At 59.7% G+C, this 26,337-nt stretch carries 21 protein-coding genes; 12 read left to right on the top strand and 9 right to left on the bottom strand.

Annotated features, from left to right (window positions below):
• Positions 1 to 109 precede the first annotated feature (109 nt).
• The 4 genes from lon to ACOI8A_RS18905 all read left to right on the top strand — a co-directional run bounded on the left by lon (position 110) and on the right by ACOI8A_RS18905 (position 6,105).
• Positions 110 to 2,506 (top strand): endopeptidase La, encoded by a 2,397-nt coding sequence (lon, locus tag ACOI8A_RS18890; RefSeq protein WP_420650141.1) that lies wholly within the window; start codon positions 110 to 112, stop codon positions 2,504 to 2,506.
• A 148-nt stretch (positions 2,507 to 2,654) separates the two neighbouring features.
• Entirely contained in the window at positions 2,655 to 2,927 is a 273-nt protein-coding gene (locus ACOI8A_RS18895) for an HU family DNA-binding protein (RefSeq protein WP_096822334.1), read from the top strand.
• A gap of 231 nt (positions 2,928 to 3,158) precedes the next feature.
• Positions 3,159 to 5,030: a SurA N-terminal domain-containing protein gene (locus tag ACOI8A_RS18900; protein ID WP_420650140.1), complete on the top strand. Its 1,872-nt coding sequence runs from the start codon at positions 3,159 to 3,161 to the stop codon at positions 5,028 to 5,030.
• Between the two features lie 223 nt (positions 5,031 to 5,253).
• Entirely contained in the window at positions 5,254 to 6,105 is an 852-nt protein-coding gene (locus ACOI8A_RS18905; protein ID WP_420650139.1) for a DUF2242 domain-containing protein, read from the top strand.
• 288 nt (positions 6,106 to 6,393) lie between these two features.
• On the opposite strand, the gene ACOI8A_RS18910 is transcribed toward ACOI8A_RS18905, so the two are convergent.
• Together ACOI8A_RS18910 and ACOI8A_RS18915 are read right to left on the bottom strand one after the other, a co-directional pair.
• Positions 6,394 to 7,434, bottom strand: a complete 1,041-nt coding sequence (locus ACOI8A_RS18910; RefSeq protein WP_420650138.1) for an AraC family transcriptional regulator — start codon at positions 7,432 to 7,434, stop codon at positions 6,394 to 6,396.
• A gap of 3 nt (positions 7,435 to 7,437) precedes the next feature.
• A complete protein-coding gene (locus ACOI8A_RS18915; protein WP_420650137.1) occupies positions 7,438 to 8,568 on the bottom strand; it encodes a nitrilase-related carbon-nitrogen hydrolase in 1,131 nt (376 codons plus the stop codon).
• 207 nt (positions 8,569 to 8,775) lie between these two features.
• Here ACOI8A_RS18915 and ACOI8A_RS18920 point away from each other — a divergent pair, with 207 nt between their 5' ends.
• Together ACOI8A_RS18920 and ACOI8A_RS18925 are read left to right on the top strand one after the other, a co-directional pair.
• Positions 8,776 to 10,815 carry an FAD-dependent oxidoreductase gene (locus ACOI8A_RS18920; protein WP_420650136.1) on the top strand — a complete coding sequence of 680 codons (2,040 nt, stop codon included), beginning with the start codon at positions 8,776 to 8,778 and terminating at the stop codon, positions 10,813 to 10,815.
• A gap of 160 nt (positions 10,816 to 10,975) precedes the next feature.
• Positions 10,976 to 11,902 carry a 1-aminocyclopropane-1-carboxylate deaminase/D-cysteine desulfhydrase gene (locus tag ACOI8A_RS18925; protein ID WP_420650135.1) on the top strand — a complete coding sequence of 309 codons (927 nt, stop codon included), beginning with the start codon at positions 10,976 to 10,978 and terminating at the stop codon, positions 11,900 to 11,902.
• Here the strand turns inward: ACOI8A_RS18925 and ACOI8A_RS18930 are convergent.
• Positions 11,899 to 12,447 carry a cytochrome b gene (locus tag ACOI8A_RS18930; RefSeq protein ID WP_420650134.1) on the bottom strand — a complete coding sequence of 183 codons (549 nt, stop codon included), beginning with the start codon at positions 12,445 to 12,447 and terminating at the stop codon, positions 11,899 to 11,901. The two genes, ACOI8A_RS18925 and ACOI8A_RS18930, sit on opposite strands and share 4 nt — an antisense overlap.
• 315 nt (positions 12,448 to 12,762) lie before the next feature.
• On the opposite strand from ACOI8A_RS18930, the gene ACOI8A_RS18935 reads away from it, so the two are divergent.
• The gene (locus tag ACOI8A_RS18935; RefSeq protein ID WP_420650133.1) at positions 12,763 to 13,410 is read left to right on the top strand and encodes a hypothetical protein; all 648 of its coding nucleotides are present in this window, start codon (positions 12,763 to 12,765) and stop codon (positions 13,408 to 13,410) included.
• Between the two features lie 121 nt (positions 13,411 to 13,531).
• Here the strand turns inward: ACOI8A_RS18935 and phnX are convergent, their stop codons facing one another.
• Together phnX and ACOI8A_RS18945 are read right to left on the bottom strand one after the other, a co-directional pair.
• A complete protein-coding gene (phnX, locus tag ACOI8A_RS18940; protein WP_420650132.1) occupies positions 13,532 to 14,359 on the bottom strand; it encodes a phosphonoacetaldehyde hydrolase in 828 nt (275 codons plus the stop codon).
• A 49-nt stretch (positions 14,360 to 14,408) separates the two neighbouring features.
• Positions 14,409 to 15,518, bottom strand: a complete 1,110-nt coding sequence (locus ACOI8A_RS18945) for a 2-aminoethylphosphonate--pyruvate transaminase (protein WP_420650131.1) — start codon at positions 15,516 to 15,518, stop codon at positions 14,409 to 14,411.
• A gap of 113 nt (positions 15,519 to 15,631) precedes the next feature.
• Between ACOI8A_RS18945 and ACOI8A_RS18950 the strand changes: the two genes are divergently transcribed.
• Positions 15,632 to 16,492, top strand: coding sequence for a LysR substrate-binding domain-containing protein (locus ACOI8A_RS18950; RefSeq protein ID WP_420650130.1), 861 nt, complete (start codon positions 15,632 to 15,634; stop codon positions 16,490 to 16,492).
• Positions 16,493 to 16,609: 117 nt separating this feature from the next.
• Here ACOI8A_RS18950 and ACOI8A_RS18955 read toward each other — a convergent pair whose 3' ends face one another.
• Complete coding sequence (locus ACOI8A_RS18955) at positions 16,610 to 17,482, bottom strand: LysR family transcriptional regulator (RefSeq protein ID WP_420650129.1); 873 nt, start codon at positions 17,480 to 17,482, stop codon at positions 16,610 to 16,612.
• 280 nt (positions 17,483 to 17,762) lie between these two features.
• Here ACOI8A_RS18955 and ACOI8A_RS18960 point away from each other — a divergent pair, with 280 nt between their 5' ends.
• Positions 17,763 to 19,088: an MFS transporter gene (locus ACOI8A_RS18960; RefSeq protein ID WP_420650128.1), complete on the top strand. Its 1,326-nt coding sequence runs from the start codon at positions 17,763 to 17,765 to the stop codon at positions 19,086 to 19,088.
• Positions 19,089 to 19,160: 72 nt separating this feature from the next.
• A complete protein-coding gene (locus ACOI8A_RS18965; protein WP_420650127.1) occupies positions 19,161 to 20,552 on the top strand; it encodes an FAD-dependent oxidoreductase in 1,392 nt (463 codons plus the stop codon).
• Between the two features lie 3 nt (positions 20,553 to 20,555).
• On the opposite strand, the gene ACOI8A_RS18970 is transcribed toward ACOI8A_RS18965, so the two are convergent.
• A complete protein-coding gene (locus tag ACOI8A_RS18970) occupies positions 20,556 to 21,935 on the bottom strand; it encodes a type VI secretion system Vgr family protein (protein ID WP_420650126.1) in 1,380 nt (459 codons plus the stop codon).
• A 220-nt stretch (positions 21,936 to 22,155) separates the two neighbouring features.
• Here ACOI8A_RS18970 and ACOI8A_RS18975 point away from each other — a divergent pair, with 220 nt between their 5' ends.
• On the top strand, positions 22,156 to 22,860 hold the full coding sequence (locus ACOI8A_RS18975; protein ID WP_420650125.1) for a YebC/PmpR family DNA-binding transcriptional regulator: 705 nt from the start codon (positions 22,156 to 22,158) through the stop codon (positions 22,858 to 22,860).
• A 126-nt stretch (positions 22,861 to 22,986) separates the two neighbouring features.
• Here the strand turns inward: ACOI8A_RS18975 and ACOI8A_RS18980 are convergent, their stop codons facing one another.
• Positions 22,987 to 24,300, bottom strand: a complete 1,314-nt coding sequence (locus ACOI8A_RS18980) for a leucine-rich repeat-containing protein kinase family protein (RefSeq protein WP_420650124.1) — start codon at positions 24,298 to 24,300, stop codon at positions 22,987 to 22,989.
• 72 nt (positions 24,301 to 24,372) lie between these two features.
• Positions 24,373 to 25,497: a cell division protein ZapE gene (gene zapE / locus ACOI8A_RS18985; RefSeq protein ID WP_420650123.1), complete on the bottom strand. Its 1,125-nt coding sequence runs from the start codon at positions 25,495 to 25,497 to the stop codon at positions 24,373 to 24,375.
• 272 nt (positions 25,498 to 25,769) lie between these two features.
• On the opposite strand from zapE, the gene ACOI8A_RS18990 reads away from it, so the two are divergent.
• On the top strand, positions 25,770 to 26,291 hold the full coding sequence (locus ACOI8A_RS18990) for a spore coat U domain-containing protein (RefSeq protein ID WP_420650122.1): 522 nt from the start codon (positions 25,770 to 25,772) through the stop codon (positions 26,289 to 26,291).
• Positions 26,292 to 26,337 lie beyond the last annotated feature (46 nt).

The following is a 26,337-nucleotide window of genomic DNA, read 5'->3' on the forward strand; positions in this document are numbered from 1 at the left end:
AGGTTTTAACATCTTCATAGCGCTTGTTTTTTTCCAAAGCAGCCCCCATCTTGGTTTCAAGCTCAATTCCATCCGATTACGGCCGTACGGCCGCCGTAGAGGCGAAATCATGAAGACCACCATCGAATTGCCTCTCCTGCCATTGCGTGATGTCGTGGTTTATCCGCACATGGTTATCCCGCTGTTCGTGGGGCGCGAGAAATCCATCGAAGCCCTCGAAGCTGCGATGACGGGCGACAAGCAGATCTTGCTGTTGGCCCAGAGAAACCCGGCTGACGATGATCCCGGTGAAGATGCACTCTATCGCGTAGGTACAATCGCCACTGTTCTGCAATTGCTCAAGCTGCCGGACGGCACCGTCAAGGTTCTGGTCGAAGGCGAGCAGCGGGGCGCCGTGGAGCGCTTCAGCGAAGTCGATGGCCATTGCCGTGCGGAAGTGTCGCTGATCGACGAAGTCGACGCCCCAGAGCGCGAATCCGAAGTGTTCGTGCGCACACTGCTGTCGCAATTCGAACAATATGTGCAGTTGGGCAAGAAAGTCCCGGCTGAAGTCCTGTCTTCGCTCAACAGCATCGATGAGCCGGGTCGTCTGGTCGACACCATGGCCGCGCACATGGCGCTGAAAATCGAGCAGAAGCAGGAAATCCTCGAAATCATTGATTTGTCGGCCCGGGTCGAGCACGTTCTGGCGTTGCTGGATGCCGAGATTGACCTGCTGCAAGTCGAAAAACGCATTCGCGGTCGTGTCAAAAAACAAATGGAGCGCAGTCAGCGCGAGTACTACCTGAATGAGCAGATGAAGGCCATTCAGAAAGAACTCGGCGACAGCGACGAAGGCCACAACGAAATCGAAGACCTGAAAAAGCGTATCGACGCTGCGGGCCTGCCGAAAGACGCTCTGGCCAAGGCCACCGCCGAGCTGAACAAGCTCAAGCAAATGTCGCCGATGTCCGCTGAGGCCACCGTGGTGCGCTCGTACATCGACTGGCTGGTGCAGGTGCCGTGGAAGGCTCAGAGCAAAGTGCGCCTGGATCTGGCGCGCGCTGAGGACATTCTCGACGCCGACCATTACGGCCTCGATGAGGTCAAGGAGCGCATCCTTGAATACCTCGCCGTACAAAAGCGTGTGAAGAAAATTCGTGGCCCGGTATTGTGCCTGGTCGGTCCTCCGGGCGTGGGTAAAACCTCGCTGGCCGAGTCGATCGCCCATGCCACCAACCGCAAATTCGTGCGCATGGCCCTTGGCGGTGTGCGTGATGAAGCGGAAATCCGTGGTCACCGTCGGACTTACATCGGTTCGATGCCAGGAAGATTGATTCAAAAGATGACGAAGGTGGGTGTGCGCAACCCGCTGTTCCTGCTCGATGAAATCGACAAAATGGGCAGCGACATGCGCGGTGACCCGGCGTCGGCGTTGCTGGAAGTGCTCGATCCCGAGCAAAACCACAACTTCAACGACCACTATCTGGAGGTCGATTACGACCTGTCGGATGTGATGTTCCTGTGCACCTCGAACTCGATGAACATCCCTCCGGCGCTGCTCGACCGGATGGAAGTGATCCGTCTGCCGGGCTACACCGAAGACGAAAAGATCAACATCGCCGTTAAATACCTGTCGCCAAAACAGATTCAGGCCAACGGCTTGAAGAAGGGCGAGCTGGAATTCGACGCTGAAGCAATCCGCGACATCATCCGTTATTACACCCGTGAAGCCGGTGTGCGTGGCCTCGAACGGCAGATTGCCAAAGTCTGCCGCAAGGCAGTCAAAGAGCATGCGCTGGAAAAACGCTTCTCGGTAAAAGTGACAGCTGATCTGCTGGAGCATTTCCTCGGGGTGCGTAAATTCCGCTACGGTCTGGCCGAGCAACAGGATCAGATCGGTCAAGTGACCGGGCTGGCCTGGACTCAGGTTGGCGGTGAATTGCTGACCATCGAAGCTGCGGTTGTGCCGGGTAAAGGTCAGCTGATCAAGACCGGTTCGCTGGGCGATGTAATGGTCGAATCGATCACTGCGGCGCTGACTGTTGTGCGCAGCCGTGCGAAGAGCCTGGGCATTCCGCTGGACTTCCACGAGAAGCGCGACACGCACATCCACATGCCGGAAGGCGCGACGCCGAAAGACGGTCCGAGCGCTGGCGTAGGCATGTGCACGGCGCTGGTTTCGGCGTTGACCGGGATTCCGGTGCGCGCCGATGTAGCCATGACCGGTGAAATTACCTTGCGTGGTCAGGTGCTGGCGATTGGCGGTCTGAAGGAAAAACTGCTCGCGGCACACCGCGGCGGGATCAAGACTGTGATCATTCCGGAAGAGAACGTGCGCGATTTGAAGGAGATTCCTGACAATATCAAGCAGGATCTGCAGATTAAACCGGTTAAATGGATTGACGAGGTCCTGCAAATTGCGCTGCAATACGCGCCGGAGCCCTTGCCGGATGTGGCTCCCGAGATAGTTGCCAAGGACGAAAAACGTGAGTCTGACTCTAAGGAAAGAATTAGCACGCATTAGTATGCATTTGCCTGAGGGGCTTCCTTGACAGCTTTTTAGAGCCCTTGTTATAAAGCGGCTCTTAAGTGTCTGTAGGCCATTCAGCACTGGTTTTTGCTTTCACCAAAAAACTTAGAATCAAACTCAAATAGATATAAGGGGACTTAGAGTGAACAAGTCGGAACTGATTGATGCTATCGCTGCATCCGCTGATATCCCGAAAGCTGCTGCTGGCCGTGCGCTGGACGCTGTAATCGAATCCGTCACTGGCGCTCTCAAGGCTGGCGACTCCGTTGTTCTGGTGGGTTTCGGTACTTTCTCCGTAACTGATCGTCCAGCTCGCGTTGGTCGTAACCCACAGACCGGTAAGACGCTGGAAATCGCAGCGGCTAAAAAACCAGGTTTCAAAGCCGGTAAAGCCCTGAAAGAAGCCGTCAACTAAGTCTCTTTCAAGTTTTTACCCATCCGGGTCGGGGTCAAGCCTGACTTGGCAGCGGAGCGGTAGAGCAGGTGGTTGAAATAGCTGCCTGTCACACCGGGATCGAGGGTTCGAGCCCTGTCCGCTCCGCCAGTTACGAGAAGGCGCATCCTCGGATGCGCCTTTCTTCTATCCGGATTCTACCCACGCTCCACGGTTGCCTAATTTTGAAGTTCAACCGTTTCTGGGGGACGCATGCTGCAGAATATCAGGGACAATTCACAAGGCTGGATTGCCAAAACCATCATCGGGATCATCGTTGTATTGATGGCTTTCACCGGTATCGAGGCGATTTTCCAGGCCACTACCAACAGCCAGGATGCGGCCAAGGTCAATGGTGAAAAAATCAGCCAGAACGAGCTGAGCCAGGCCGTTGATATGCAACGCCGTCAGCTGATGCAACAGCTGGGCAAAGACTTCGACGCTTCTTTGCTCGACGAAAAAATGCTGCGCGACTCGGCTCTCAAAGGCCTGATCGATCGCAAACTGCTGCTGCAAGGCGCAGAAAAATCGAAATTCGCATTCTCCGAAGCTGCACTCGACCAAGTGATTTTGCAGACACCTGAATTCCAGGTTGACGGCAAGTTCAGCTCCGAGCGCTTCGACCAGGTGATCCGTCAACTGGGTTACAGCCGCATGCAATTCCGCCAGATGCTGGCTCAGGAAATGCTGATCGGTCAGCTGCGCGCCGGTGTTGCCGGCAGTGGCTTCGTGACCGACGCTCAAGTGCTGGCATTTGCCCGTCTGGAAAAACAGACGCGCGACTTCGCTACCCTGAACGTCAAGGCTGACCCTGCCGCAGTCAAACTGACTGACGATGAGGTCAAGGCTTACTACGACGAGCATGCCAAGGAATTCATGACGCCGGATCAGGTGATCATCGATTACCTCGAGCTGAAAAAGGCTTCGTTCTTCGATCAGGTCAGCGTGAAAGACGAGGATCTGCAAGCGGCGTATCAGAAAGAGATCGCCAACCTGTCGGAACAGCGTCGTGCGGCGCACATTCTGATCGAAGTCAACGACAAGACCACCGAAGCTCAGGCCAAGACCAAGATCGAAGAGATCCAGGCACGCTTGGCCAAGGGCGAGAAGTTCGAAGCGCTGGCCAAGGAGTTCTCGCAGGATCCGGGTTCGGCCAGCAATGGCGGTGATCTTGGTTTCGCAGGCCCTGGCGTCTACGATCCGGCTTTCGAAAAGTCGCTGTACTCGCTGGCTAAAGACCAGGTTTCCGAGCCGGTTCGCACCGACTTCGGTTTTCACCTGATCAAGTTGCTGGGCGTCGAAGCGCCGGAAGTCCCGACTTTTGCCAGCCTGAAAGACAAACTGACCCGCGAGCTGAAAACCCAGCAAGTGGAGCAGCGTTTCGTCGAGGCGACCAAGCAACTGGAAGACTCTTCGTTCGAAGCATCCGACCTGGCCCAGCCAGCGCAGGATCTGAAGCTGACCGTGCACACCACCAAGCCGTTTGGTCGTGAAGGCGGCGAAGGTATTGCGGCCAACCGTGCCGTGGTGACTGCTGCGTTCAGTACCGAAGTCCTCGATGAAGGCGCCAACAGCACCGCCATCGAACTGGACCCGGAAACCGTGATTGTGTTGCGCGCCAAGGAGCACCTGAAGCCTGCTCAACTGCCGCTGGAAAGCGTGGCAACCGCCATTCGCACTCAGTTGGCCAAAGAGCACGCCAGCGCTGCTGCCAAGACCAAGGCCGATCAACTGATCGCCGGTCTGCGTGACGGCAAGACTCCGCTCGACAAGGCTATTGACGGTCAAAGCTGGAAAGCCACTGCGGCGGCCACTCGCGCTCAGGAAGGCGTTGACCCGGCCGTGCTGCAAGCGCTGTTCCGCATGCCGAAGCCAGCTGCCAAGGACAAGCCGTCGTTCAGCAGCGTAACTTTGCCAGACGGCAGCCTGACTATCGTGCGTCTGAACGCTGTCAACGAAGCCGCTGCGCCGACTGACGAAGAGAAAGCGCAATACCGTCGCTTCCTCGCGTCGCGTGTGGGTCAGCAGGACTTCGCGGCGTATCGCAAACAGCTGGAAAGCGAAGCCGACATCAAGCGTTTCTGATGGTTGACTGAGCTGCAAAATGAAGCCCCGGATGCAAATCCGGGGCTTTTTTGTTTCTGGTGATTGCTGCAGGGCGGGGCTATACCAGTCATCGAGCTGTGCGATCTTTTCTGCATATTCACGGTCGGTACAGCTGTAACTGTTTTAAGACACTAATCCATGCTCCGTCGACCTGCGATCTGTTGCACAATACGCCCCGGACCGTTTTCCCTCAGGATGTTTAATGTTGAATTCTATTCCCGTGCGTTTCATCGGGTTGGCGCTGGTGCTGACCGCCGCTGCCGGCTGCACCAAAGACAAGCCAATGTACGAGCATGAGAACTTTGACGACTCTGGCACCTTCTCGCGCACATACCCGGTGACCGACGCCGTGACGTGCGAAGCGGCACGCCGTGCCTTGCTCAGTCAGGGTTACATCATCACCAGCAACGACCCGAAGCAGGTCAGTGGTCACAAGAGCTTCCAGCAGACTGGTGAGACGCACCTGGAAATCAGCTTCAACATCGTGTGTGCCGATGACGGCAGCGCCGGCCACCATGCCACGATGTTCGCCAATGCCTTGCAGGACCGTTACGCGCTGAAGAAGACCAATAATTCCGCGAGCGTTGGCGTTGGTGTGCTCGGATCGGTATCGATGCCGATCGGCTCTTCGGACGACTCGATGGTCAAGGTCGCCAGTGAAACTGTGTCTTCACAGAAGTTCTACGAGCGCTTCTTTACCTTGGTCGAGTTGTTCCTGCCAGCTGAAACGAAGAAGGCTGCGCACATCGAAGAGAAACCCAAGACCGACTTGGGTGTGCCTGAAGCCAAGGCTGCTCCGGCAGCTTTAGTACCAGCGCCAGCAGCAGCTCCGGCAGCAACTCCCGCGCCGACTCCGGCGGCCGAACCTGTACCAGCGCCAGTTGAAGCTGTTCCAGTCTCGCAACCGGTCGCACCACCTGCCGAGGCCGCGCCGATCACTCCTGAGCCGGCCGCAGAGCCTGCACCAGCCGCAGAAACCATTACCCCGCCAGCCAATCCCTCCGATCTGCCGCCACCGTCCGAGCCGATCCCGGCGATGCCTGCCAGTTACTGATCGCTTCAGGCGAATGTGTGAGCTGAAACCTCAGCTCACACATTCTGCAAATCCCTCACGATAAATTCCTGACCACCTGCTACGTTTATTTGATGAAGGCGAGATTTCATTTTTCCTTCACACGGGCACTTTATGCTCGAGGCGCGGGTCATTTGATTCAGGCCATTTCAAAGCGAACGAGTAGGGGGGATTACACGATGGATGAATATCAAGAAGAACTGCTCGAGTATCAGGCTTACGAGCTGGATTCGCCGGAACCGGCAGAAGACGCGACCGAGCTGTAAATGCTCAAGCGGTCTTGCGATGACTACGACGAAATTCGCCCGGGGTCTGGCTGCTCCAACGCTTGAATGCGCGCTGAAACGCCTCGGCTGAGGCAAAACCGAGCAGGTAGGCGATTTCACCGAACGCCAGTTCAGTGTCGCGAATGTAGGTCATCGCCAGATCACGCCGAGTGTCATTGAGGATTGCGCGAAACTGCGTGCCTTCCTCGGTCAGTTTGCGCCGCAGTGTCCAGGTTGGCAGCTTCAGGCGTGCCGCCACTTCTTCGAGGTCGGGTTCCCGGCCACCATTGAGCAACGGCCCGAGCAATTGCGTGATGCGCTCGCGCAGGCTGCGGGTGCGCGTCAGTTGTTCCAGTTCGCGCTCACACAACGCCAACAGATGCTTCCAGGTGCTCGGGCAATGCTCCGGGTTGCGCTGCGCAAGACTCGCCAAATCCAGGCGCAGTTGATTGCGTTCGGCGCTGAACTGCATCGGGCAGTTACCGAGCGCGCTGTAAGCGTCGCGATAATCCGGCGCATCGAACTCGATCTCGATCCGCTCCGCGCGCAATGGCTCGGGACTGATGCTCGACAGTTGATGCAGCCAGCCAGCGATGATCGAATCCACCACGAAGCGGTTGTAGGCGTTATACGGGCTGATCGAATAGAAGCGCAGCCACGCGCCGGAGGCGTCTTCGTGGAAACTCGACTGACCACGATAATTGGAACCATACAACGCTTCAAAGCGGATCAGACAGCGCGCGGCTTCACGCACGGTGGGTGCTTGAGCGGCGGTAACGCCGGCCAGCCCGGCCTGACTCAGGCGACTGAGCTGACCCATGCGCAGACCCAGCGCCGGATCCCCGGTCAATTGAATCGCGCCGTGACCCAGGCGCATATAACGTGGGATCGACAAGCGCGCGCCAGCCTCAGCCAGCCGCGCCGCGTCCAGGCCGTATTGCTCAAGTAGCGGCTGCGGATCAGCGCCATGGCTGCGCACCGCATCGGCAAGGCTATGCACAAAGCCTACCGACAGATCCCCGAGGCGCATCGGCAATGGTTTCACGATTTACAACCAGAGGTTGAGCAAGCGCGCGCCACGCGCCTCGCCGTCGGCGAACTGCTGGCCGTTGCTGCTGAGAAAGCTTTGGCCCGAACTCGGCTTGTCCCAGAACTGCCCGCGCATGAATACACTGACGCCGCCAATCGCCTGGCTGCTCGGCGGTTGCGCGGTGAGGGTCAAACGGTGCCAGGCCTGACCTTCACTGACTTCGCCGGGTTTGAGGCTGACCGAACTCGGCGTACTCGAACCTTTGTACCCGCGCCACGGCTTGTCCCACGCACCATGCCCGACGATGATCGCTGGCACCGCAACCAGTTGCGCACCTTGCGCGTCGAGTTTGTGGTAGTTGTCCGGATACCAGCTGTCGCTGCCGATCAGCACGCCGAGGCGTCCGGCCGGGGTGTTGACCACGTTGAGGCTGTGCTCGTCGCTGGCTGCTAGCACTTCGCGCTGATCGAAGATCGGGTGCATCTGCCGCTGCGGTTGGCCGAGCGGTGCGCCGTCGCTGCCAAACACCACGCTGCTGTTGAACAGTGCGCCGCTGCCGGGCTTGAGTTTGCCGTCGATCACGCTCGGTTCGGGCAAGACGATTGAACCGGCCACGACGGTGACGTGAAACTCTTTGGCCAGCCCCCCGAACAACGCCTGATAGTCCTTGGCCATGCTCTTGGCTTTCATGCGCAGATGCGCATCATCCAGACGGTTTTCGCCCTTGGCGCGCAGCCAGGCGCGGGCAAACTCCAACGGATTGCTCGCCGCCAGCCAGTTCATCGCTTCGGCGAGGGTCGGCGCCTGATACAGCTCGTCTTTCTCGCCGCTGATCATCAACCAGGTGCCGATGTGTTCCGGCAGCACCACCACGGTTTTTTCGCTGAGCAGTCCCTGATCCTGCGCTTGCTGGAGATAAGCAGCGAGTTTGCGATGCAGCCGTGCGGGGCTTTGATAGTCGGTGGGATACAGTTCTGGCTGGATGCCCAGCAGATTGCCACGATCACCGGGCGTGCCTTGGTCGACCGCCAGTTTGATGCGCAAGTCCGAGAGATAATGGCCGGCCGGCCGGTCTGCCGCCCACATGGCGTAGGAAGTGAGGACCGCCACGAGGGCCATGGAAAAAGTCAGGTACAAAAGTTTGCGCATGAAAACCAACAAAAACCGGGTACAGAGTGTGGGCCTAGGGTAGGGCGCATGCCGAGGCTTGCCAAGGGGCGCTGCGCATTTGGATCAATAAGTTGTCAGTTACGGTCATTGAGTGACAGCGACGCGACTCTTAGGCTGTCGAACATGACTGACGGGGGACGCAGAGCTCCCGCATATTTTCCGTGATTGCTCGTTGTGGAGTTACCGATGACCGCCGCCCATTACCCGCACCTGCTGGCCCCGCTGGACCTGGGATTCACCACCTTGCGCAACCGCACCCTGATGGGTTCGATGCACACGGGGCTTGAAGAGAAACCGGGTGGCTTCGAGCGCATGGCGGCGTACTTCGCCGAGCGCGCGCGTGGTGGTGTTGGCCTGATGGTCACTGGCGGCATCGGCCCCAACGATGAGGGCGGCGTGTATTCCGGCGCGGCCAAGCTGACCACCGAGGAAGAAGCCCTCAAGCACCAGATCGTCACCCGCGCAGTACACGAGGCGGGTGGCAAGATCTGCATGCAGATCCTGCACGCCGGGCGTTATGCCTACAGCCCGAAGCAGGTCGCGCCGAGTGCGATCCAGGCACCGATCAACCCGTTCAAGCCCAAAGAGCTGGACGAGGAAGGCATCGAGAAGCAGATCAGCGATTTCGTCACCTGTTCGGTGCTGGCGCAAACCGCCGAGTACGATGGCGTGGAAATCATGGGTTCCGAAGGTTATTTCATTAACCAGTTCCTCGCCGCGCACACCAACCATCGCACCGACCGTTGGGGTGGCAGCTACGAAAACCGCATGCGCCTGCCGGTGGAAATCGTCCGCCGTGTGCGTGAAGCAGTCGGCCCGAACTTCATCATCATCTTCCGCTTGTCGATGCTCGATCTGGTCGAAGGCGGCAGCACCTGGGATGAGATCGTCACCCTGGCCAAAGCCATCGAGCAGGCCGGTGCGACCATCATCAACACCGGCATCGGCTGGCACGAAGCGCGCATTCCGACCATCGCCACCAAGGTGCCGCGTGCGGCGTTCAGTAAAGTCACGGCCAAGCTGCGTGGTTCGGTGAGCATTCCGCTGATCACCACCAACCGCATCAACACCCCGGAAATCGCCGAGCAGATCCTCGCTGAGGGCGACGCCGACATGGTTTCGATGGCGCGGCCGTTCCTCGCCGACCCGGACTTCGTCAACAAGGCTGCCGAAGGGCGGGCCGACGAAATCAACACCTGCATCGGCTGCAACCAGGCCTGCCTTGATCACACCTTTGGCGGCAAGCTCACCAGTTGCCTGGTCAACCCGCGTGCCTGCCATGAAACCGAACTCAATTATCTGCCGGTGCAGCAGATCAAGAAGATTGCCGTGGTGGGCGCCGGGCCTGCCGGTCTGTCCGCCGCTACCGTTGCCGCCGAGCGTGGGCATCAGGTGACGCTGTTCGATTCGGCCAGCGAAATCGGTGGCCAGTTCAATATCGCCAAGCGTGTACCGGGCAAAGAAGAGTTTTTCGAAACCCTGCGTTACTTCAACCGCAAGTTGCAGACCACGAATGTCGAGGTGTGTCTGAACACCCGCGTCGACGTGGCGAAACTGGTTGATGGCGGCTATGACGAAATCATCCTCGCCACCGGTATCGCTCCTCGTTTGCCGGCGATTCCCGGCGTTGAGAATGCCAAAGTGTTGAGCTATCTGGATGTGATCCTCGAACGCAAACCGGTCGGCAAGCGTGTTGCGGTGATCGGTGCGGGTGGGATCGGTTTCGACGTTTCGGAATTCCTTGTGCATGAAGGCGTGGCCACCAGCCAGGATCGCGCGGCGTTCTGGAAAGAGTGGGGCATCGATACCCAACTGGAAGCGCGCGGTGGCGTGGCCGGGATCAAGGCCCAACCGCACGCGCCGGCGCGCGAGGTGTTCCTGCTGCAACGCAAGAAATCCAAGGTCGGCGACGGTCTGGGCAAGACCACGGGCTGGATTCACCGCACCGGGCTGAAAAACAAGCAAGTGCAGATGCTCAACAGTGTCGAGTACCTGAAGATCGACGACCAAGGCCTGCACATTCGCATTGGCGAAACCGGCGAGCCGCAATTGCTCGCGGTGGACAACATCGTCATCTGCGCCGGTCAGGATCCGCTGCGTGAGCTGCATGATGGTCTGGTTGAAGCGGGGCAGAGCGTGCACCTGATCGGTGGCGCCGACGTCGCGGCGGAGCTGGATGCCAAACGCGCGATCAATCAGGGTTCGCGTCTGGCTGCCGAACTCTAAAAACACCGCTCCCCTGTAGGAGCTGCCGAAGGCTCGGGCCGCGATCGGACGATCTTTTGATCTTGCTTTTAAAAGCCAAAGTCAAAAGATCGCAGCGTGCCGCAGCTCCTACAGGGAGGTGGCTGGTAGACTGCGATTTTTTGCAGATCATGTTGCGCCTATGCTTTTGCCCCTCACCGATTGGCTTCCTCAAGCCCCTCTGCAACCACTTGATCTGGACTGGCTCCATGCCGCCGATATCGAAGTGGCGATCCTGCGTCTGGATCAGATCGATCCGCTGATCAGCGGCAACAAGTGGTTCAAACTCGTCGAACACCTCAAGGCAGCAGACCGTGCTGGGGCCACAGGCATCATCAGCCTCGGCGGCGCGCATTCCAATCATCTGCATGCATTGGCGGCGGCAGGTAAACGGCTGGATTTCAGCACGGTCGGCCTGTTGCGCGGGCATCCGCAGGACACGCCGACGGTGCGGGATCTGCAAGCATTCGGTATGCATCTGCACTGGCTCGGCTATGGCGGCTATCGGGCGCGTAATGAGTCGGGATTCTGGGAGCCGTGGCGAGCGCAGTATCCCCAGCTGCATCCAGTGCCTGAGGGCGGTGGCGGATTGCCCGGTGCGCTGGGCTGCTCGGCGATCAAGCAGCAGGCGGTTGCGCAGTTAAAAGCGTTGGGTTGGGATGATTTTCACGGCTGGTGGCTGGCGTGTGGCACGGGCACCACGCTGGCCGGCATGGTCCTGGCGGAGGCGGGTAAGCACGGGGTTTACGGCGCACTGGCAGTGCCCGACGATCACGGTGTCGCACCGCAGGTCGAGGCGATTCTTGATGAAGCCGGAATGTCCAATCCGGCCTACGAACTGCTCGACGCCAGCCGCGGCGGCTTCGCCAAAGTCGATGCGCAATTGCTGGAGTTCATCGAACACACCGAACAGGCCAGCGGTATTCCCTTCGAGCCGCTGTACACCGGCAAGGCGTTGCTCGCGCTCAAGCAGCATGTCGAGGCGGGCAAATTCGCTCGCGGTACTCGCCTGATCTTCATCCATACCGGCGGCTTGCAGGGCCGCCGGGGATTCGATGGCAGGCACTAGCCGCGTTTGGGCATCATCCGCAGCAGGGTGTTATCGCGCACCACATAATGATGATAAATCCCCGCCAGCGCATGCAGCCCGATCAGCCAATAGCCGATGGTGGCGATGAGCACGTGCCAGTATTCGATCTGCTTGGCGAACGCCTTGTCTTCGCTCACCAATAGCGGCAGGTCGAAACCGTAGAACATCACCTGATGCCCCTCGGCACTGGTGATCAGCCAGCCGAGAATCGGCATGCTGATCATGAACAGGTACAACGCCCAATGCATCAGCCGCGCCAAGACCGTTTGCCATTGCGGTGATGCCGGAAAGATCTGCGGCGCCGGCCCCAGGCTGCGGGCAAACAGGCGCAACCACACCAGCACGAATACCGTCAGCCCCAGCAGGTAATGCACTTCGCGGATCAGCGTGCGCCCTCCGCTACCCTTGGGAAAGAAACCACGCAGTTCCATGCTGGCGTACACCAGTACCAACAGCACCAGCATCAGCCAGTGCAGCAGGATCGACACAGTGCTGTAACGAGAGGCGGAATTTGTCCACGGCATACGGTGTTCCTCACGGGTCAGGGGCCAAGCGTGCCGTTCTTGAGCGACGGCAAGCTTTAACTGTAATCCCGTTGCGGACTTTCTTCCTGATCGAGGTCATCTTTTTTTACGGCGTTCGGGAGGTGATGTTTTCAGAGTGTTCAATATGTTGAATGCAACGCTGTAACCGAGTGTTGTTTGTATCTTGTATTTGCGAAAGTTTGAGTGTTTTTAGTCAAGTGGTTATTGTTGTTGGCAGTCGGTGATTGAAGTTTTATTTGATTGCCTAAATCAACGGCAGCAATAAATCAGCTGCTTGAATAAATGGATGTATATATGGCTCTCAGTATTTTGCTGGATAACAAATCTGGATATATCGTGCGCAAGGCCATGGCCAAACCTCCGGTATCGAAACCCGGGATTTCCGTGCCGAAGCCAAAGCCGCCGGTCAAACCGCCGGTGAAGCCACCAGTACCGCCGGTCAAACCGCCGGTGAAGCCACCGGTACCGCCGGTCAAACCTCCGGTGAAACCGCCAGTGCCGCCGGTCAAACCACCCGTCAAGCCGCCCGTGCCACCGGTCAAGCCTCCAGTGCCGCCAGGCACACCTCCGGTCAAGCCCGTAGCAGGTGTCAGGCCGCCAATGCCGTGGCCTACGCTGAATATCAACGTCGATCCGGTTGCGCTGTACAACCTGCTGAATGCGCTTGGCAGCGCTCGTAATCCTGATGGAACCACGTCGTTGCAGGATGGCAGTCTGATCAACGCCGAGCAGACTGCGGTGACGCGCCCGGACGGGATCATTCAGCATGCGGATGGTCGAGTGGAGCATCCAGACGGACGCATCGTCTGGCCGAGTGATGCCGTCGAATATCCCGATGGACGTATTGTCTGGCCGGACGGAACCGTGCAACTGCGTGACGGTTCGATTAAATACCCGGACGGACTGGCATACGATGCTGACGGTAATCTGATTTCTGAGTGAATAACAAGGTTCGCCAATAATGAGTGATATTGTTTTTTTACTATTGGCTGAGTTTTGTTAGTTGTCAGACGCAATAAAAAAACCGCCAGCCCTTTCCGGGTTGGCGGTTTTTATAGTGTGATTAAAAGCTTTGCGGCATTTCTCCATTTGCCAGACGTTGGTTGATATCGGCAATCACTTCTGGCAAATCGGTAATGGTGTCGATCATGTAGTGCGGGCGCGAGGCTGCGAACAGTGCGTGAATGCGCTCGCGTTCGCTGGCCAGTGCGTCACTGCTCAGCGCGCGATAACCAGCGTAATCCAGCCCCAGCGCATTGCCTGAGCAGATCAGCGCGACCGTCCACATCCCGGCGCGGCGGCCTTCGAGAATGCCCGGCACGGTGTCGTCGATTTTCACACACGCAGCCACATCATCGATGCCCAGCGCAATCACGTTGGCCAATGCCTGAGCTGGCCAAGGGCGGCCGTTTGGCACTTCATCGGTGGCGACTACGTGATCGGCGACGTAGCCGTTGCTCGCGGCCAATTCGACGACTTTGTCCATGACTTGCTTCGGATACCCGGAACACGAGCCGATTTTGATCCCTTGCTGGCGCAGGTTGGCGATGGTCTCCAGTGCGCCGGGGATCAGTGCCGAGTGCTCGGCGATTTTTTCGATCTGCAACGGCATGAAGCGCTGGTAGATCGCAGTAACGTCGTCGTCAGTCGGAGTACGGCCGAACGCCTTGCGATAACGCTCGGCCACCTGCGGTTGGTCGCACAGAGTACGAATGTGATCCCACTTGCCCATGCCCATCGGCCCGCGGGCTTCTTCGATGGAGACCTGGACGTCGAACTCGGCGAAGGCTTCGACAAAAATCTGCGTGGGTGCGAATGAGCCGAAATCGACTACGGTGCCGGCCCAGTCGAGGATCGCGGCTTGCAGCTGGGTTGGGTTGCTGTAGTTCATGCTGATCAAATCCTGTGGTAAATGACTGAAAAAGCTGTGTGCCGGGAAATCAGATAGCGAGGACTTCCATCTCGCGCAGCGCCTCGCCAATCGCCGCCACGGCTTCGCGCATTTGCGCCGGGTTGACGTGACCGATGCAGCCGACGCGGAAGGTTTCGAGCTGGGTCAGTTTGCCGGGGTAGAGGATGTAACCCTTGGCCTTGACCCGTTCGTAAAAGTCCTTGAACTGGTAGCGCGGATCGTTGGGCGCATGGAAAGTGGCAATGATCGGCGCCTGAATGTCTGCCGGCAGAAAACTGCGCAGCCCAAGCGCGGCCATTTCTTCCATCAGCGCCTGACAGTTGGCCGCATAACGCGCATGCCGCGCCGGCAGGCCGCCTTCTTCGTGGTATTGCAGCAGCGCTTCGTGCAGCGCCGCGACTACGTGGGTCGGCGGGGTGAAGCGCCACTGCCCGGTTTTTTGCATATAACTGTGCTGATCGAACAGATCCATCGCCAGCGAGTGCGAATTGCCGGCGGAGGCGGCCAGCGACTCTTTGCGGGCGAATACGAAACCCATGCCCGGCACGCCTTCCAGGCATTTGCCCGAAGCGGCGATCAGCGCATCGAACGGCACTTGTTGCGCATCCACCGGCAAGGCGCCGAAAGAACTCATTGCATCGATGATCAGGCGTTTGCCGTGCTGCGCAATAACTTGAGCAATTTCTGCCAGTGGATTGAGGATGCCGGTGCTGGTTTCACAATGAATCAGTGCGACGTGGGTGATATCAGCGTCGGCGCGCAACAGGCGGTCCACGTCGGCCGCGGTGGTCGGCTCATCTTCGGCGGTTTCGAAGGTGCTGAACGAGCGGCCGAGCACTTCACAGATCTTCGCCAGACGCTTGCCGTACGCGCCGTTGATCAATACCAGAATCTTGCCGTCACGCGGCACGAGGGTGCCGATCGCGGCTTCGACGGCGAAGGTGCCGCTGCCTTGCAATGGCACGCAGTGGTGCGTCGCCGCGCCGTTGAGGATCGCCAGCAATTGCTCGCAGAGGCTGGCGGTCAGTTGATTGAAGCGGTCATCCCATGAACCCCAGTCGACCATCATCGCCTGGCGGGTTCGCGCCGAAGTGGTCAACGGGCCGGGAGTGAGCAGGATGGGGGCGGCGATACTCATTCGTGTGTCCTCGCGAAAGCGCTGGGGGATGAAGCTACGGCGCCTAAGTTGCAATTCGGCGAGCCATCAATCAAATTGTTTGTTGTTATGCCAGCCATCAGTGAGAGTTATTCATGAATCTGTTTCAGCTGCGCGCCTTCGATGCTGTCGCCCGAGAAGGCAGCTTCACCCGCGCTGCTGCGCGGCTGTTCATCAGTCAGCCGGCGGTCACCGGGCACATCAAGGCGCTGGAGGAGCACTACCAGATCACTCTGCTAAGGCGCACCGCGCGGCGGGTCGAGCTGACCGAGGAGGGCACCAAACTCGCAGCGATCACCCGGGCGATGTTCGGCATGGCCGAAGAGGCGCAGGCGTTGCTCGAAGCTAATCGACAGTTGCTCAGCGGCCGGCTGGAAGTAGCGGCTGACGGCCCGCACATGGTCATGCCGATGCTCGCCAGCCTGCGCGCGCGGTATCCGGGGATCACCGTCAATCTGCGTTTGGGCAACGCGCAGGAAACCCTCGCCGCGCTGATGTCCGAGCATGCCGACGTGGCGGTGTTGACCGAGGTCGAGCCGCGCAAGGGGCTGCACTTGCAAGCGCTGAGCGAATCGCGGATTTGCGCATTGGTGCCGGCCGGGCATCCTTGGGCGGCGCGTACGTCTGAAGTGCAGCTCAAGGAACTCGATCAAGTGATCATGGTGCTGCGCGAGCCCAGTTCGATCACCCGGCGCACCTTCGATCAGGCCTGTGCGCAGGCGGCGGTCAATCCACGGGTGCTGCTGGAGCTGGACAGTCGCGAGGCAGTGACCGAAGCCGTGGCGGCCGAGCTCGGCGTCGGCGTGGTGTCTTCGGTGGAGGTCAGCCATGACCCGCGCGTGGTGGCGATTGCGCTTGCCGGCGACGGCTTGGTCAACCGGCACATGCTCGGATGCATCGAGCGGCGCCGGGAGTTGCGCCTGATTCAGGCGTTTTTCGATTTGGCGCCTTCATGAAATACCGAGTCGCCGCAATCGCGGGCAAGCCCGCTCCCACAAGGTATGTGTCGTGCAAAACTGTGTGACCGACATAAATCCTGTGGGAGCGGGCTTGCCCGCGATGAGGCCGGTAGCCTAAGCCAGACTCTCGCGCACCATCTCGAGAAAAGTCGCCACCACCCGCCGCGAACTCTGCTCGCGCAAACACACCAGGGTCTCGGTCAAGCGCCGGGTGCAATCGGTGATGGGCAGCGCACACACCCGTGAATCCGAGCCAAACTCCGCCGCCGACACCACGCCCACACCAATGCCTACCACCACCGCTTCGCGCGCCGCTTCTCGACCTTCGACCTGAATCGCCGGACGAATACGAAATCCGGCGCGGGCCATTTCTTCTTCCAGCGTCTGGCGAGTCACCGAGCCCATTTCGCGCAAGACCAGCGGCGTGTCATCGAGATCTGCGAGGCAGATCGAATCGCGTTCCGCCCACGGATGAGTGCGCGAAACGAATGCCACCATCGGATCGTCGCGCAGCGGCACGCACAGTAGGCGTTCATCGCTGACATCGCGCCCGAGCAGCGCCAGATCGGCCTGATAGTTGAACAGACGGAACAGCGATTCATCGGTGTTGCCAGTCTCGATCTTCACGCTGATCCCCGGATAGCGCTCGCAGAACCGGGCGATCTGTGGGAGCACATGCACCGGTGCATCCACCGCCAGAATCAGGCTGCCGGTCTGCAATGCCTGCGACTCCTGCAACAACTCCTGCGCTTCAGCCTCGACCACGAACAGCCGCTGGGTGATCGCCAGTAAGCGCTCACCAAGATCGGTCAGGCGCACCGCGCGCTTGTTGCGATGGAACAGCAAAACGCCAAAACGCTCTTCGAGTTTGCGCACCTGGTCGGAAATCGCCGGTTGCGTCAGAAATAGCCGCTGGGCGGCTTTGGTGAAGCTTCCATGCACGGCCACGGCGTGGAAGGCTTTGAGCTGGGCATGGGACACGGACATGTTGGCTCCTGCTGCAACGATGCAAGTACAAGCTGAGCTTATGGGTGAAATACGATAAATCGATTTTATTTATCACACCGTAATTGTTTTGATCGGCTCACGCCAACGCTGACTGCTCGTTCGAGCAGCGGCGCTGGCCATGAGCCTGGGTGTGCAATACCAGGTTCATCTGACCGATAGCGCCTCAGGGATGGAGTGATATCGCAGTGCTCAACAATAAAAACACAGGCGTTTTTTACCAATTCTGCCGGCACACTCACACCCTGAGGTCAGAACCATAATGAACAAGCACATCGGCACCATCGCACGTTGGCGCGTGCAGATTTTCGCGATTACCTGGCTTGCATACGCCGCGTTCTACTTCACTCGCAAAGCGTTCGCGGTGGCCAAACTGGGCATCGCCGAAGACCCGAGCTTCACCCTCGACAAAATGGCCATGGCCAACCTCGATGCGATTTATCTGGCGGCGTATGCGATTGGCCAGTTCACCTGGGGCATGCTCGCCGACCGCTTCGGCCCGCGGGTGGTAGTGCTCGGCGGGTTGTTGATTTCCGCAGCGGCGGCACTGGTGATGGGCAGCTTTGCGACGTTGCCGATCTTCGCCACTTGCATGCTGATTCAGGGGTTGGCGCAGTCCACCGGATGGTCGGGGCTGTGCAAAAACCTCGGCAGTTTCTTTCCCGCCCGGCAGCGCGGGCGCGTGCTCGGATTGTGGAGTTCCTGTTACGCATTTGGCGGGCTGGTGGCATCGCCGTTTGCCGGATGGTGGGCCTACACGCTGATCGGCAGTTGGCACGCGGCGTTTATTTCCAGCGCGGTGGTGGTGGCGGTGGTGGCGCTGTTGTTCTTCATCTTTCAGCGCGATAAACCGGAAGACGTCGGCCTGCCCGCAGTGGAACCGGAGCCGGAGCTCAGCGCCGAACAGACCGCCGCCAACGGCAAACTGAGAATCTGGGAACCGCTCAAGGAAATATTGCACAACCGTACGGTGCTGGTGCTCGGCCTTGCCTACTTCCTGCTGAAGCCCGCGCGTTACGCGATTTTGCTCTGGGGGCCGGTGATCGTGTTCGAGCAGATGCCTTCCGTGGGCAAAGTCGGTGCGGCGATCATTCCCACCGCTTTTGAACTGGCGGGGCTGCTCGGGCCGATCATGCTCGGGCTGGCCTCGGACAAACTGTTCGGCGCTCGGCGCATGCCGGCCTGCGTTATCAGCCTGCTGGCGCTGACCGTGACGTTGGCGCTGTTCATGGCCGCGCTGAACACTGGCAGCGTGCTGTTGGTGGTGGCGCTACTGTTCGTGATGGGCCTGACTTTGTATGGCCCGGACTCAATGATCAGCGGTGCGGCGGCGATTGATTTCGGTACTGCCAAGGCAGGCGCCACGGCGGCCGGATTCGTCAACGGCTGCGGCTCGGTGGGTGCGGTGCTCGGTGGCTTGTTACCCGGCTACTTCGACTCAGTGACGGTGTTCATCGTGTTCGCCGGTTGCGCGCTGTTCTCGGCGCTGGTGCTGATCCCGCACTGGAACAGTCGACCGGATGCATTAAACGAGCTGCGCGCCTTCGTGCCCAATCGGGCCATGACGATCAAACCTTTACGCAACTGAACATTCCGTGCCTCGCGGCCTGCTGCGACGCTCGCGGCAGGCTGTAGCGTGGCCAACTGACTGGAGAAAACCATGCGACCTTTTTGGCTCGAGCAAGCCTTGCTCACGGAAACGAGCGAGCCGTGTCCGCCGGTCAACGGCGAAATCCGCAGCGATGTGTGCATTGTCGGCGGCGGCTACACCGGGCTGTGGACAGCGATCATGCTCAAGCAGCACAACCCGCAACTGGATGTGGTGTTGATCGAAGCCGACATCTGCGGCGCCGGCGCCAGTGGGCGAAATGGCGGCTGCGCGCTGTCATGGTCGGCCAAGTACTTCACGCTCGAGCGCTTGTTCGGTGTTGAAGAAGCGGTGCGGCTGGTCAAGGAGTCGGAACGCAGCATCCATGCCATCGGCGAATTCTGCGAGCAATACGGCGTGGATGCCGATTACCGACTCGACGGCACCTTGTACACCGCGACCAATCGCGCGCAATGCGGTTCGACCGACGCAGTGATTGCCGCGCTGGAGCGCAACGGCATCAACTCGTTCACCCAACGCCCGGTTGCCGACGTGCAGCGCATGGCCGGTTCGGACAAACATCTGGAGGGCTGGTTTTCCCCGGCCGCAGCCAGTGTGCAACCGGGAAAACTGGTGCGCGGTTTGCGCCGTGTCGCATTGCAACTGGGCGTGAGAATCCACGAAAACAGCGCAATGACCGGGCTCGAAGAGGGCCACCCGGCGCGCATCCGCACACCGGACGGTTGCGTGGTTGCCGACCGTGTGGTGCTGGCGATGAACGCGTGGATGGCCCGCGCTTTCCCGCAGTTCGAGCGCAGCGTGGCGATCGTTTCCAGCGACATGCTGATCACCGAGCCACGCCCTGACCTCTTGCAGCAAATCGGTTTGACCAGCGGGGTGACGGTGCTCGATTCGCGGATCTTCGTGCACTACTACCACAACACCCCGGACGGCCGAATCATGCTTGGCAAGGGCGGCAACACCTTCGCTTATGGCGGGCGGATGCTGCCGGTGTTCGATCAGCCATCGCCGTACGCCGGATTGCTCAAGCGCAGCCTCGGCGATTTTTTTCCGGCGTTCGCCGATGTGAAAATCGATGCGACGTGGAATGGTCCTTCGGATCGCTCGGTCACCGGTCTGCCGTTTTTCGGGCAAATGGGTGTCAGCGCCAATGTGTTCTACGGTTTTGGCTATTCCGGCAGCGGCGTCGGTCCGTGTCATATGGGCGGGCAGATTCTCGCGTCACTGGTGCTCGGCCTCGACAACCCGTGGACGCGCTCGCCGTTGGTCAACGGGCCGCTCGGCTATTTTCCACCCGAGCCGATCCGCTATCTAGGTTCGCTGATGGTGCGCAACGCGATCCGGCGCAAGGAGCGCGCCGAAGACCATGAGCGCCGGCCACGGCATCTGGATGTGCGCCTGGCGAAGTTTGCCGCAGCGGCGGGCAAGGCTGACAAAGGCTAAAGCTCAAGGCGCGGCGCGGTTGAGCAGCCAGTTGAGTAAAGGGTCGTCCGTGTCGGGCTCAGGCATGGTTTGCCGGAGTGGTCGGGAACCACAGGCGTCGAGGCACAGGATCGGTCGATCCGGATCGCTGTCGAGAAAACTCACCCAGACCTCACTGCCGGCACGAGGCAATGCGTCTGCTGCGAGTCGGCCGCTGGTGGCAATCGGTAGCCACAAATTTTCAGTCTCGCCGAGCGCGGGCCATAGCTGCACGGCGATGCGGCCCTGGTCATCCGGTTGCGGCGGCTGGCCGGGTGTACCGCGCACTCGCGCCAGTTGATACCCGGGAATGCTCGGGCGCGCGTGGCGCAGTGGCGGACGGAAGTCGGTCGACCATGGTTGCGCGGTAAATTCATTGTGATAGCGGCGGGTTGCGGGCATCGGCTCGAGGATTGACGGCTGTTGCCCCTGATGGCGCAACTCGGTGATCAGCCATTGCTCGTTGAAGCCGCTGACCGGGTGATCGGCCACTTGCAGCAGTTGGCCACTTCGCAGACGCGGGCAATCGCTGCGGCCGTGAATCGAGCGATACTCACAACGCTGGCGCTCCAGTTGCCGACGACTGCGCTGCTCGGCATGGCGTTGTTCGCTCGGCACTAATCCCGGTTCGTTGGCGGGCACTGAATGGTTGGCCGCTTCCTCATGACTTTGCACTTGCCCACGTTCGCGAAAGCTTTGCGCAAGCATCGGGATCACTGCTTTATGCCGCTGGAACAGTGCACTGACGGTGGGCGACGGCGCGTCATTCTCGTTGCTGAATCCGATCGATGTCGGTTGTTGCGGCAAACTCAGGCTGTCATCGGCGAACACCACCACATGCCCGTCGGGCTGGTGCTCAAAGTGATAGTGGATGCCTTCTTCTTCGCACAGGCGCTGCAACAACGCCAGATCACTCTCGTCGTACTGGATGCAGAACGGTCGGGGCGGATAGTGGCCGACGTTCATCTCGATTCGGTAACTGTGCGGTGCCAGGCAATGTTCGGTCAGCAGTTGCTGAATAATTGCCGGCACGTCCGAGCGCGTGAACACTCGGCGTCGCGGCTGCAGGTCGAGCGCGCTCAAATGCGGCATCAGCACCAGTTGATAACCGATCCGATGCGTTCCGCGATGTTCGCAACTGGCACTTTGAATGATGCCGTGAATCCCCTGATCGTTATCCAGCTGCAGGAACGCTGCCTGGTGCAGCAGACTACCCGGCGGTTGCGCCGGGGCCAGGCCGATGACTTCAATCTCGAAACGATACAACTGATTCAGCGCTTCATGACCGCTGAAACGCAGCACCGGCAGGCAGAGGCCGCCATCGAGCAGGGTCAGGGTGAAGGGGCTTTCCTTGTCATTGAGCATTCGCGCGGCTCTGTCAGGCAATACGGACGGCAGAGGGTACGAAACCGCAGCGCGAAATAGGCATGGCATAGGGGGTTTTCAGCATTGCCCTACAAGCCGCGTAGAAGATGTCGATTCGGCAACCGAATTTTTGGTCGATTGCCGACTTTAGGCCGTATAAACTTGGCGCCACCGCGTCGGCCAATAAATGTCTCGGCGCCACAGATCAAGAGAGTGAGTAATGGGCGCACAGTGGAAGGTTAAACACAAAGAAGCGGCATCCAACGCCAAGGGCAAGATCTTCGGCAAACTGGTCAAGGAAATCACGATTGCTGCGCGCAACGGTGCGGATACCGCGACCAACGCACATTTGCGTCTGGTGGTCGAACAAGCCAAAAAAGCTTCGATGCCGAAAGAAACCCTGGACCGCGCGATCAAGAAAGGCGCGGGCCTGCTTGGCGAAACCGTGCAATACCATCGCGTGACCTACGAAGGTTTTGCTCCGCATCAGGTGCCGTTGATCGTCGAGTGTGTCACCGACAACATCAACCGCACCGTGGCGGAAATCCGCGTGGCGTTCCGCAAGGGACAATTGGGTGCGTCCGGTTCGGTGGCCTGGGACTTCAACCACGTCGGCATGATCGAAGCTTCGGCGGACAGCGCGGATTCCGATCCGGAAATGGCTGCGATTGAAGCCGGTGCCCAGGATTTCGAGGCGGGCGAAGACGGCGCGACGTTGTTCCTGACCGATCCGACTGACCTCGATGCCGTGCAGAAAGCACTGCCGGAGCAGGGCTTCACCGTGTTGTCGGCCAAGCTGGGCTACCAGCCGAAGAACCCGGTCAGCGGTTTGAGTGATGAGCAGATGGCTGAAGTCGAGGCGTTCCTTGAAGGCCTCGATAACCATGACGACGTGCAGGATATGTTTGTCGGATTGGCGGGCTAACCTGCGGCAGATGTGATCGACCTGTGGCGAGGGAGCTTGCTCCCGCTGGATGGCGAAGCCGTCCCAATCAGACGACTGCTACGCAGCCGAGCGGGAGCAAGCTCCCTCGCCACAGAATCCAGGCGATCACAGGTTATGCAGCAACTGCACAACCTCGCTGAACCCCGGCCGCCCCAGCACATCCGGCTGACAGCAGCGCCGCTCGAGATCTTCCAGTGCCACACGCTGCCCATCGCTCAACCCCGAGTCGATGCGCGCCAGCAATTCACCCAGCAGCACCCCGAACGCGCGTACTTCAATGCGTTGCAAGGCACGGGTTTCCCGACTGTCTTCGGTGGCATGGAACGATGCCGCACCAAAATCCCCCAACAGACAATCACCACGCTCATTCAACAGAATGTTGTGCCCGTACAGATCACCGTGAGTGATGCCTTGTCGATGCAAATGCTCGGCAACTGCGGCGATGCCCCGCGCAATGCGCAACGCGACCTCGGCCGTAAAACGGCAGTCCTCGGCATACACATCCCGCGAGCAGGACACCAGGCTTGGCAATCCGGCCAGATTGAGATAACTCGGGTCGATCAGTTGCATCACCAGCCCTTGCTGACCATCCGGATGGTTGCCGATGCGTCCTTCGACGCGAATCAGATTCGGGTGCAATCCAGCGGTGATGCAGGCGTTCATTTCGTGCAGCGGCGAGCCGTCGCTGGTCATTTCGCCTTTGTAGAGTTTTACCGCCACTTGCGTGGTCGGCTGATCGGCAGGTTGCCAGATCGCCCGGGAAATCACCCCGGAAGCGCCTTCACCGAGTTGCTGTTCCAGACGCAAGGTCGACCAGTCAATGATCGGCGTCGCTTCAAGTGCCGCCGCGTCTGCTTCGGTCTCCAGCGGATTGCCGGCATAGGCCAGCCAGGTCAGGCTCGGCAGGGTCAGCAGCCATTGCGGCAGTTCGGTCATCCGATTGGCGGCGATCCTGAGCAACTCCAGCCTGTGACATTGGCTCAACGATGGCGGTAACGTTTGCAGACGATTGCCCGCCAGCATGAGTTTCTGCAACTGCGGGCGTTCGCCGAGTTCGACGGGCAGGGTTTCGATGCAGTTGTCAGTCAGGATCAACCAGCGCAACAGCGGCGGCAGCGCCGCGCCGGGCACATGGGAGATGCGGTTGGACTTGAAGCCGATCATCGTCAATGCCGGGCACTGACCCAGGCACGCCGGCAACTCGGTAAACAGGTTATCCGAACAGAACAGCACCCGCAGGTGCGTCAGCCGATGCAAGTCATCCGGCAGACTGCTCAAGGCATTGCCGCTGAGGTTGAGGACTTCCAGCGAATCGGCGAGGTCGAAAATTTCCCGCGGAAATTCGCTCAGGCCTTCCGCCAGATCCAGACGAGTGATGCCCGACAACTCGCCGGCGCGCAATTGAGCAAGGGTGTGCATGAAGGTGTTCGCTTTAGACAGATAGGCGCGAGGCGCCGGAAGTTGGGCGACATGATAGCGCCAGACGGTTGGCTATTCGCGCACTTCTGACAGTTGCCCCAAGCGACTGCGGGTGCGGGCGAGGTCGATGGCGTCACCGGCAAGGCTTTCGCCCAAGGGTAGCTGGCCGAGCAGGGTCAGGTGTTTGTCCTGATCGTAAAGCACGTCGATCAGGTTGATGAAGCGCTGCTGAGCGGCGATCGAGCATTCCCCGAGTTGCGGCAGGTCGTCGATGATCCAGCGGTCGAACTGCCGGCACAATTCCAGATAGTCCATCACCGCTGTCGGTTGTTCGCACAGATCGGCGAAGGTGAAACCGACGCGGCGCTCTTCACACAGCCGCGCTTGCAGTTCTCGTGCACCGACCTTGAGCTGCTGCGCCGGGGCATTGCTTTGCGGCAGCTTCAAGGCCCGGCGTTGCTCGGCGCTGGCTGGCCACACGTAATGCCCGTGGGTGAACACCTGATGCGCGTGGTGGCGCACCTGGCTGCGGTAATCGTGCGGGCCGCCGACTTCCATGACCTGCATGCGCGCGTTGATCAGATCGATCACCGGTTTGAACCGCGCGTGATACAGCGGATTCGGCAGTAAACCTTCCGGCGGATAATTGGACGTTACCAGCAACAAAATCCCGCGCTTGAACAGCGCCTTGAACAGCCGGTTGATGAGCATCGCATCGCCGATGTCATGCACATGAAACTCGTCGAAACACAGCACCCGGCAGTCCTCGAACAATGCATCGAGGGTGACGGCGAGCGCATCGTCCTGGTCGCGATGGCGGAATATGCCTTGATGCAATTGGGCGAAAAACTCATGGAAGTGCAGGCGGCGTTTCTGCTCGATTGGCAGGGCATGAAAAAAACCGTCCAGCAGCCAGCTCTTGCCGCGCCCGACGGCGCCGTGCAGGTACAGGCTTGGTGGTATCTGCGGCTTGTTGCCAAGCAAAAGTCCGGCTTGTTGTGCGAGGCAATCGATGACGCGTTGCTGGCTATGGCTGAGGGTGTAGCCCTGCGCGTGGGCCTGGTTGCGAAAGTAATCACGGATCGCTTGTGCACTGACGCAATGCCCCGCACTGGACGGGCGACTTTTGCCGAGCAGTCGGCCCAACACTGAAAAGCGCTGGGTCAGGGGCGGGCGTTTGGGTGGTCGAGCGGGCACTGTAAGGTTACTCCGATGGCGGCAGACCGGCTCCCCCGAGCGCGGCGGGGTAGTGTAACCAGATGGGTAGTTTGCCTTCCACTGCGGTTGCTCACCCGGGCTGTGGCTGGACAACAATCTGCGGCGCGTACAGCTTTTCTCAGCGGCATAAGCGGCAGTCTCGTCAACCTTTCGAAACATATCCCGGCAGAACACTGGATCCAATCGACTGGCGCAATCGCCGTCCGTTGCTAATCTGGAACACAGTAACCACCGCACACAAGGAACGCGCAGTGAACACAAGGCTGGTCTGGGCATTGCTCGGCGGGCTCGCAGCGCCAGTCTTCGCCGCCGACTTGCAGGTCGAGGTGCGAGTCGATGTGCAGCGCGGCTGCCAGTTGGTCGGCCAGCAGCGCGAGGCCGGAATCGAGCAGTTGGGCGTGCTCGACTTTGGCAGCACCGCGCGGCTCGATGACCCGGCCGGGCCGCTCGGTGCGGCACTGACCAACCAGCGCCTGCCACGGCTGGAATGCAACCCGGACACGCCGTATCAGATGCGTGTCGATGGTGGCTTGCACGGCGGCGTCGGCGAAGTGCGCTACATGGCGGGCGAGGCGGGCAGCAAACCGATTCCGTATCGGTTGTATCAAGATGCCGCGCGGCGGGTGCCGCTGGTGGTGGATGTGCCAGTGAGTGGCCGAGTGCCGGACACCGGCACAGTGGAATTGCCGTTATACGCGCGGATTGAGCGCATGGCCGAAGTGCCGCGCGTCAGCCGTTATTCGGATCTGGTCAAAGTGACTGTGACCTGGTGATTGCATCGGGTCAGTCGGCAACCCGCTGGATTCGGGTTGCGCAAGG

Source organism: Pseudomonas sp. P4795 (assembly GCF_048822895.1).
Taxonomy (GTDB): Bacteria; Pseudomonadota; Gammaproteobacteria; order Pseudomonadales; family Pseudomonadaceae; genus Aquipseudomonas.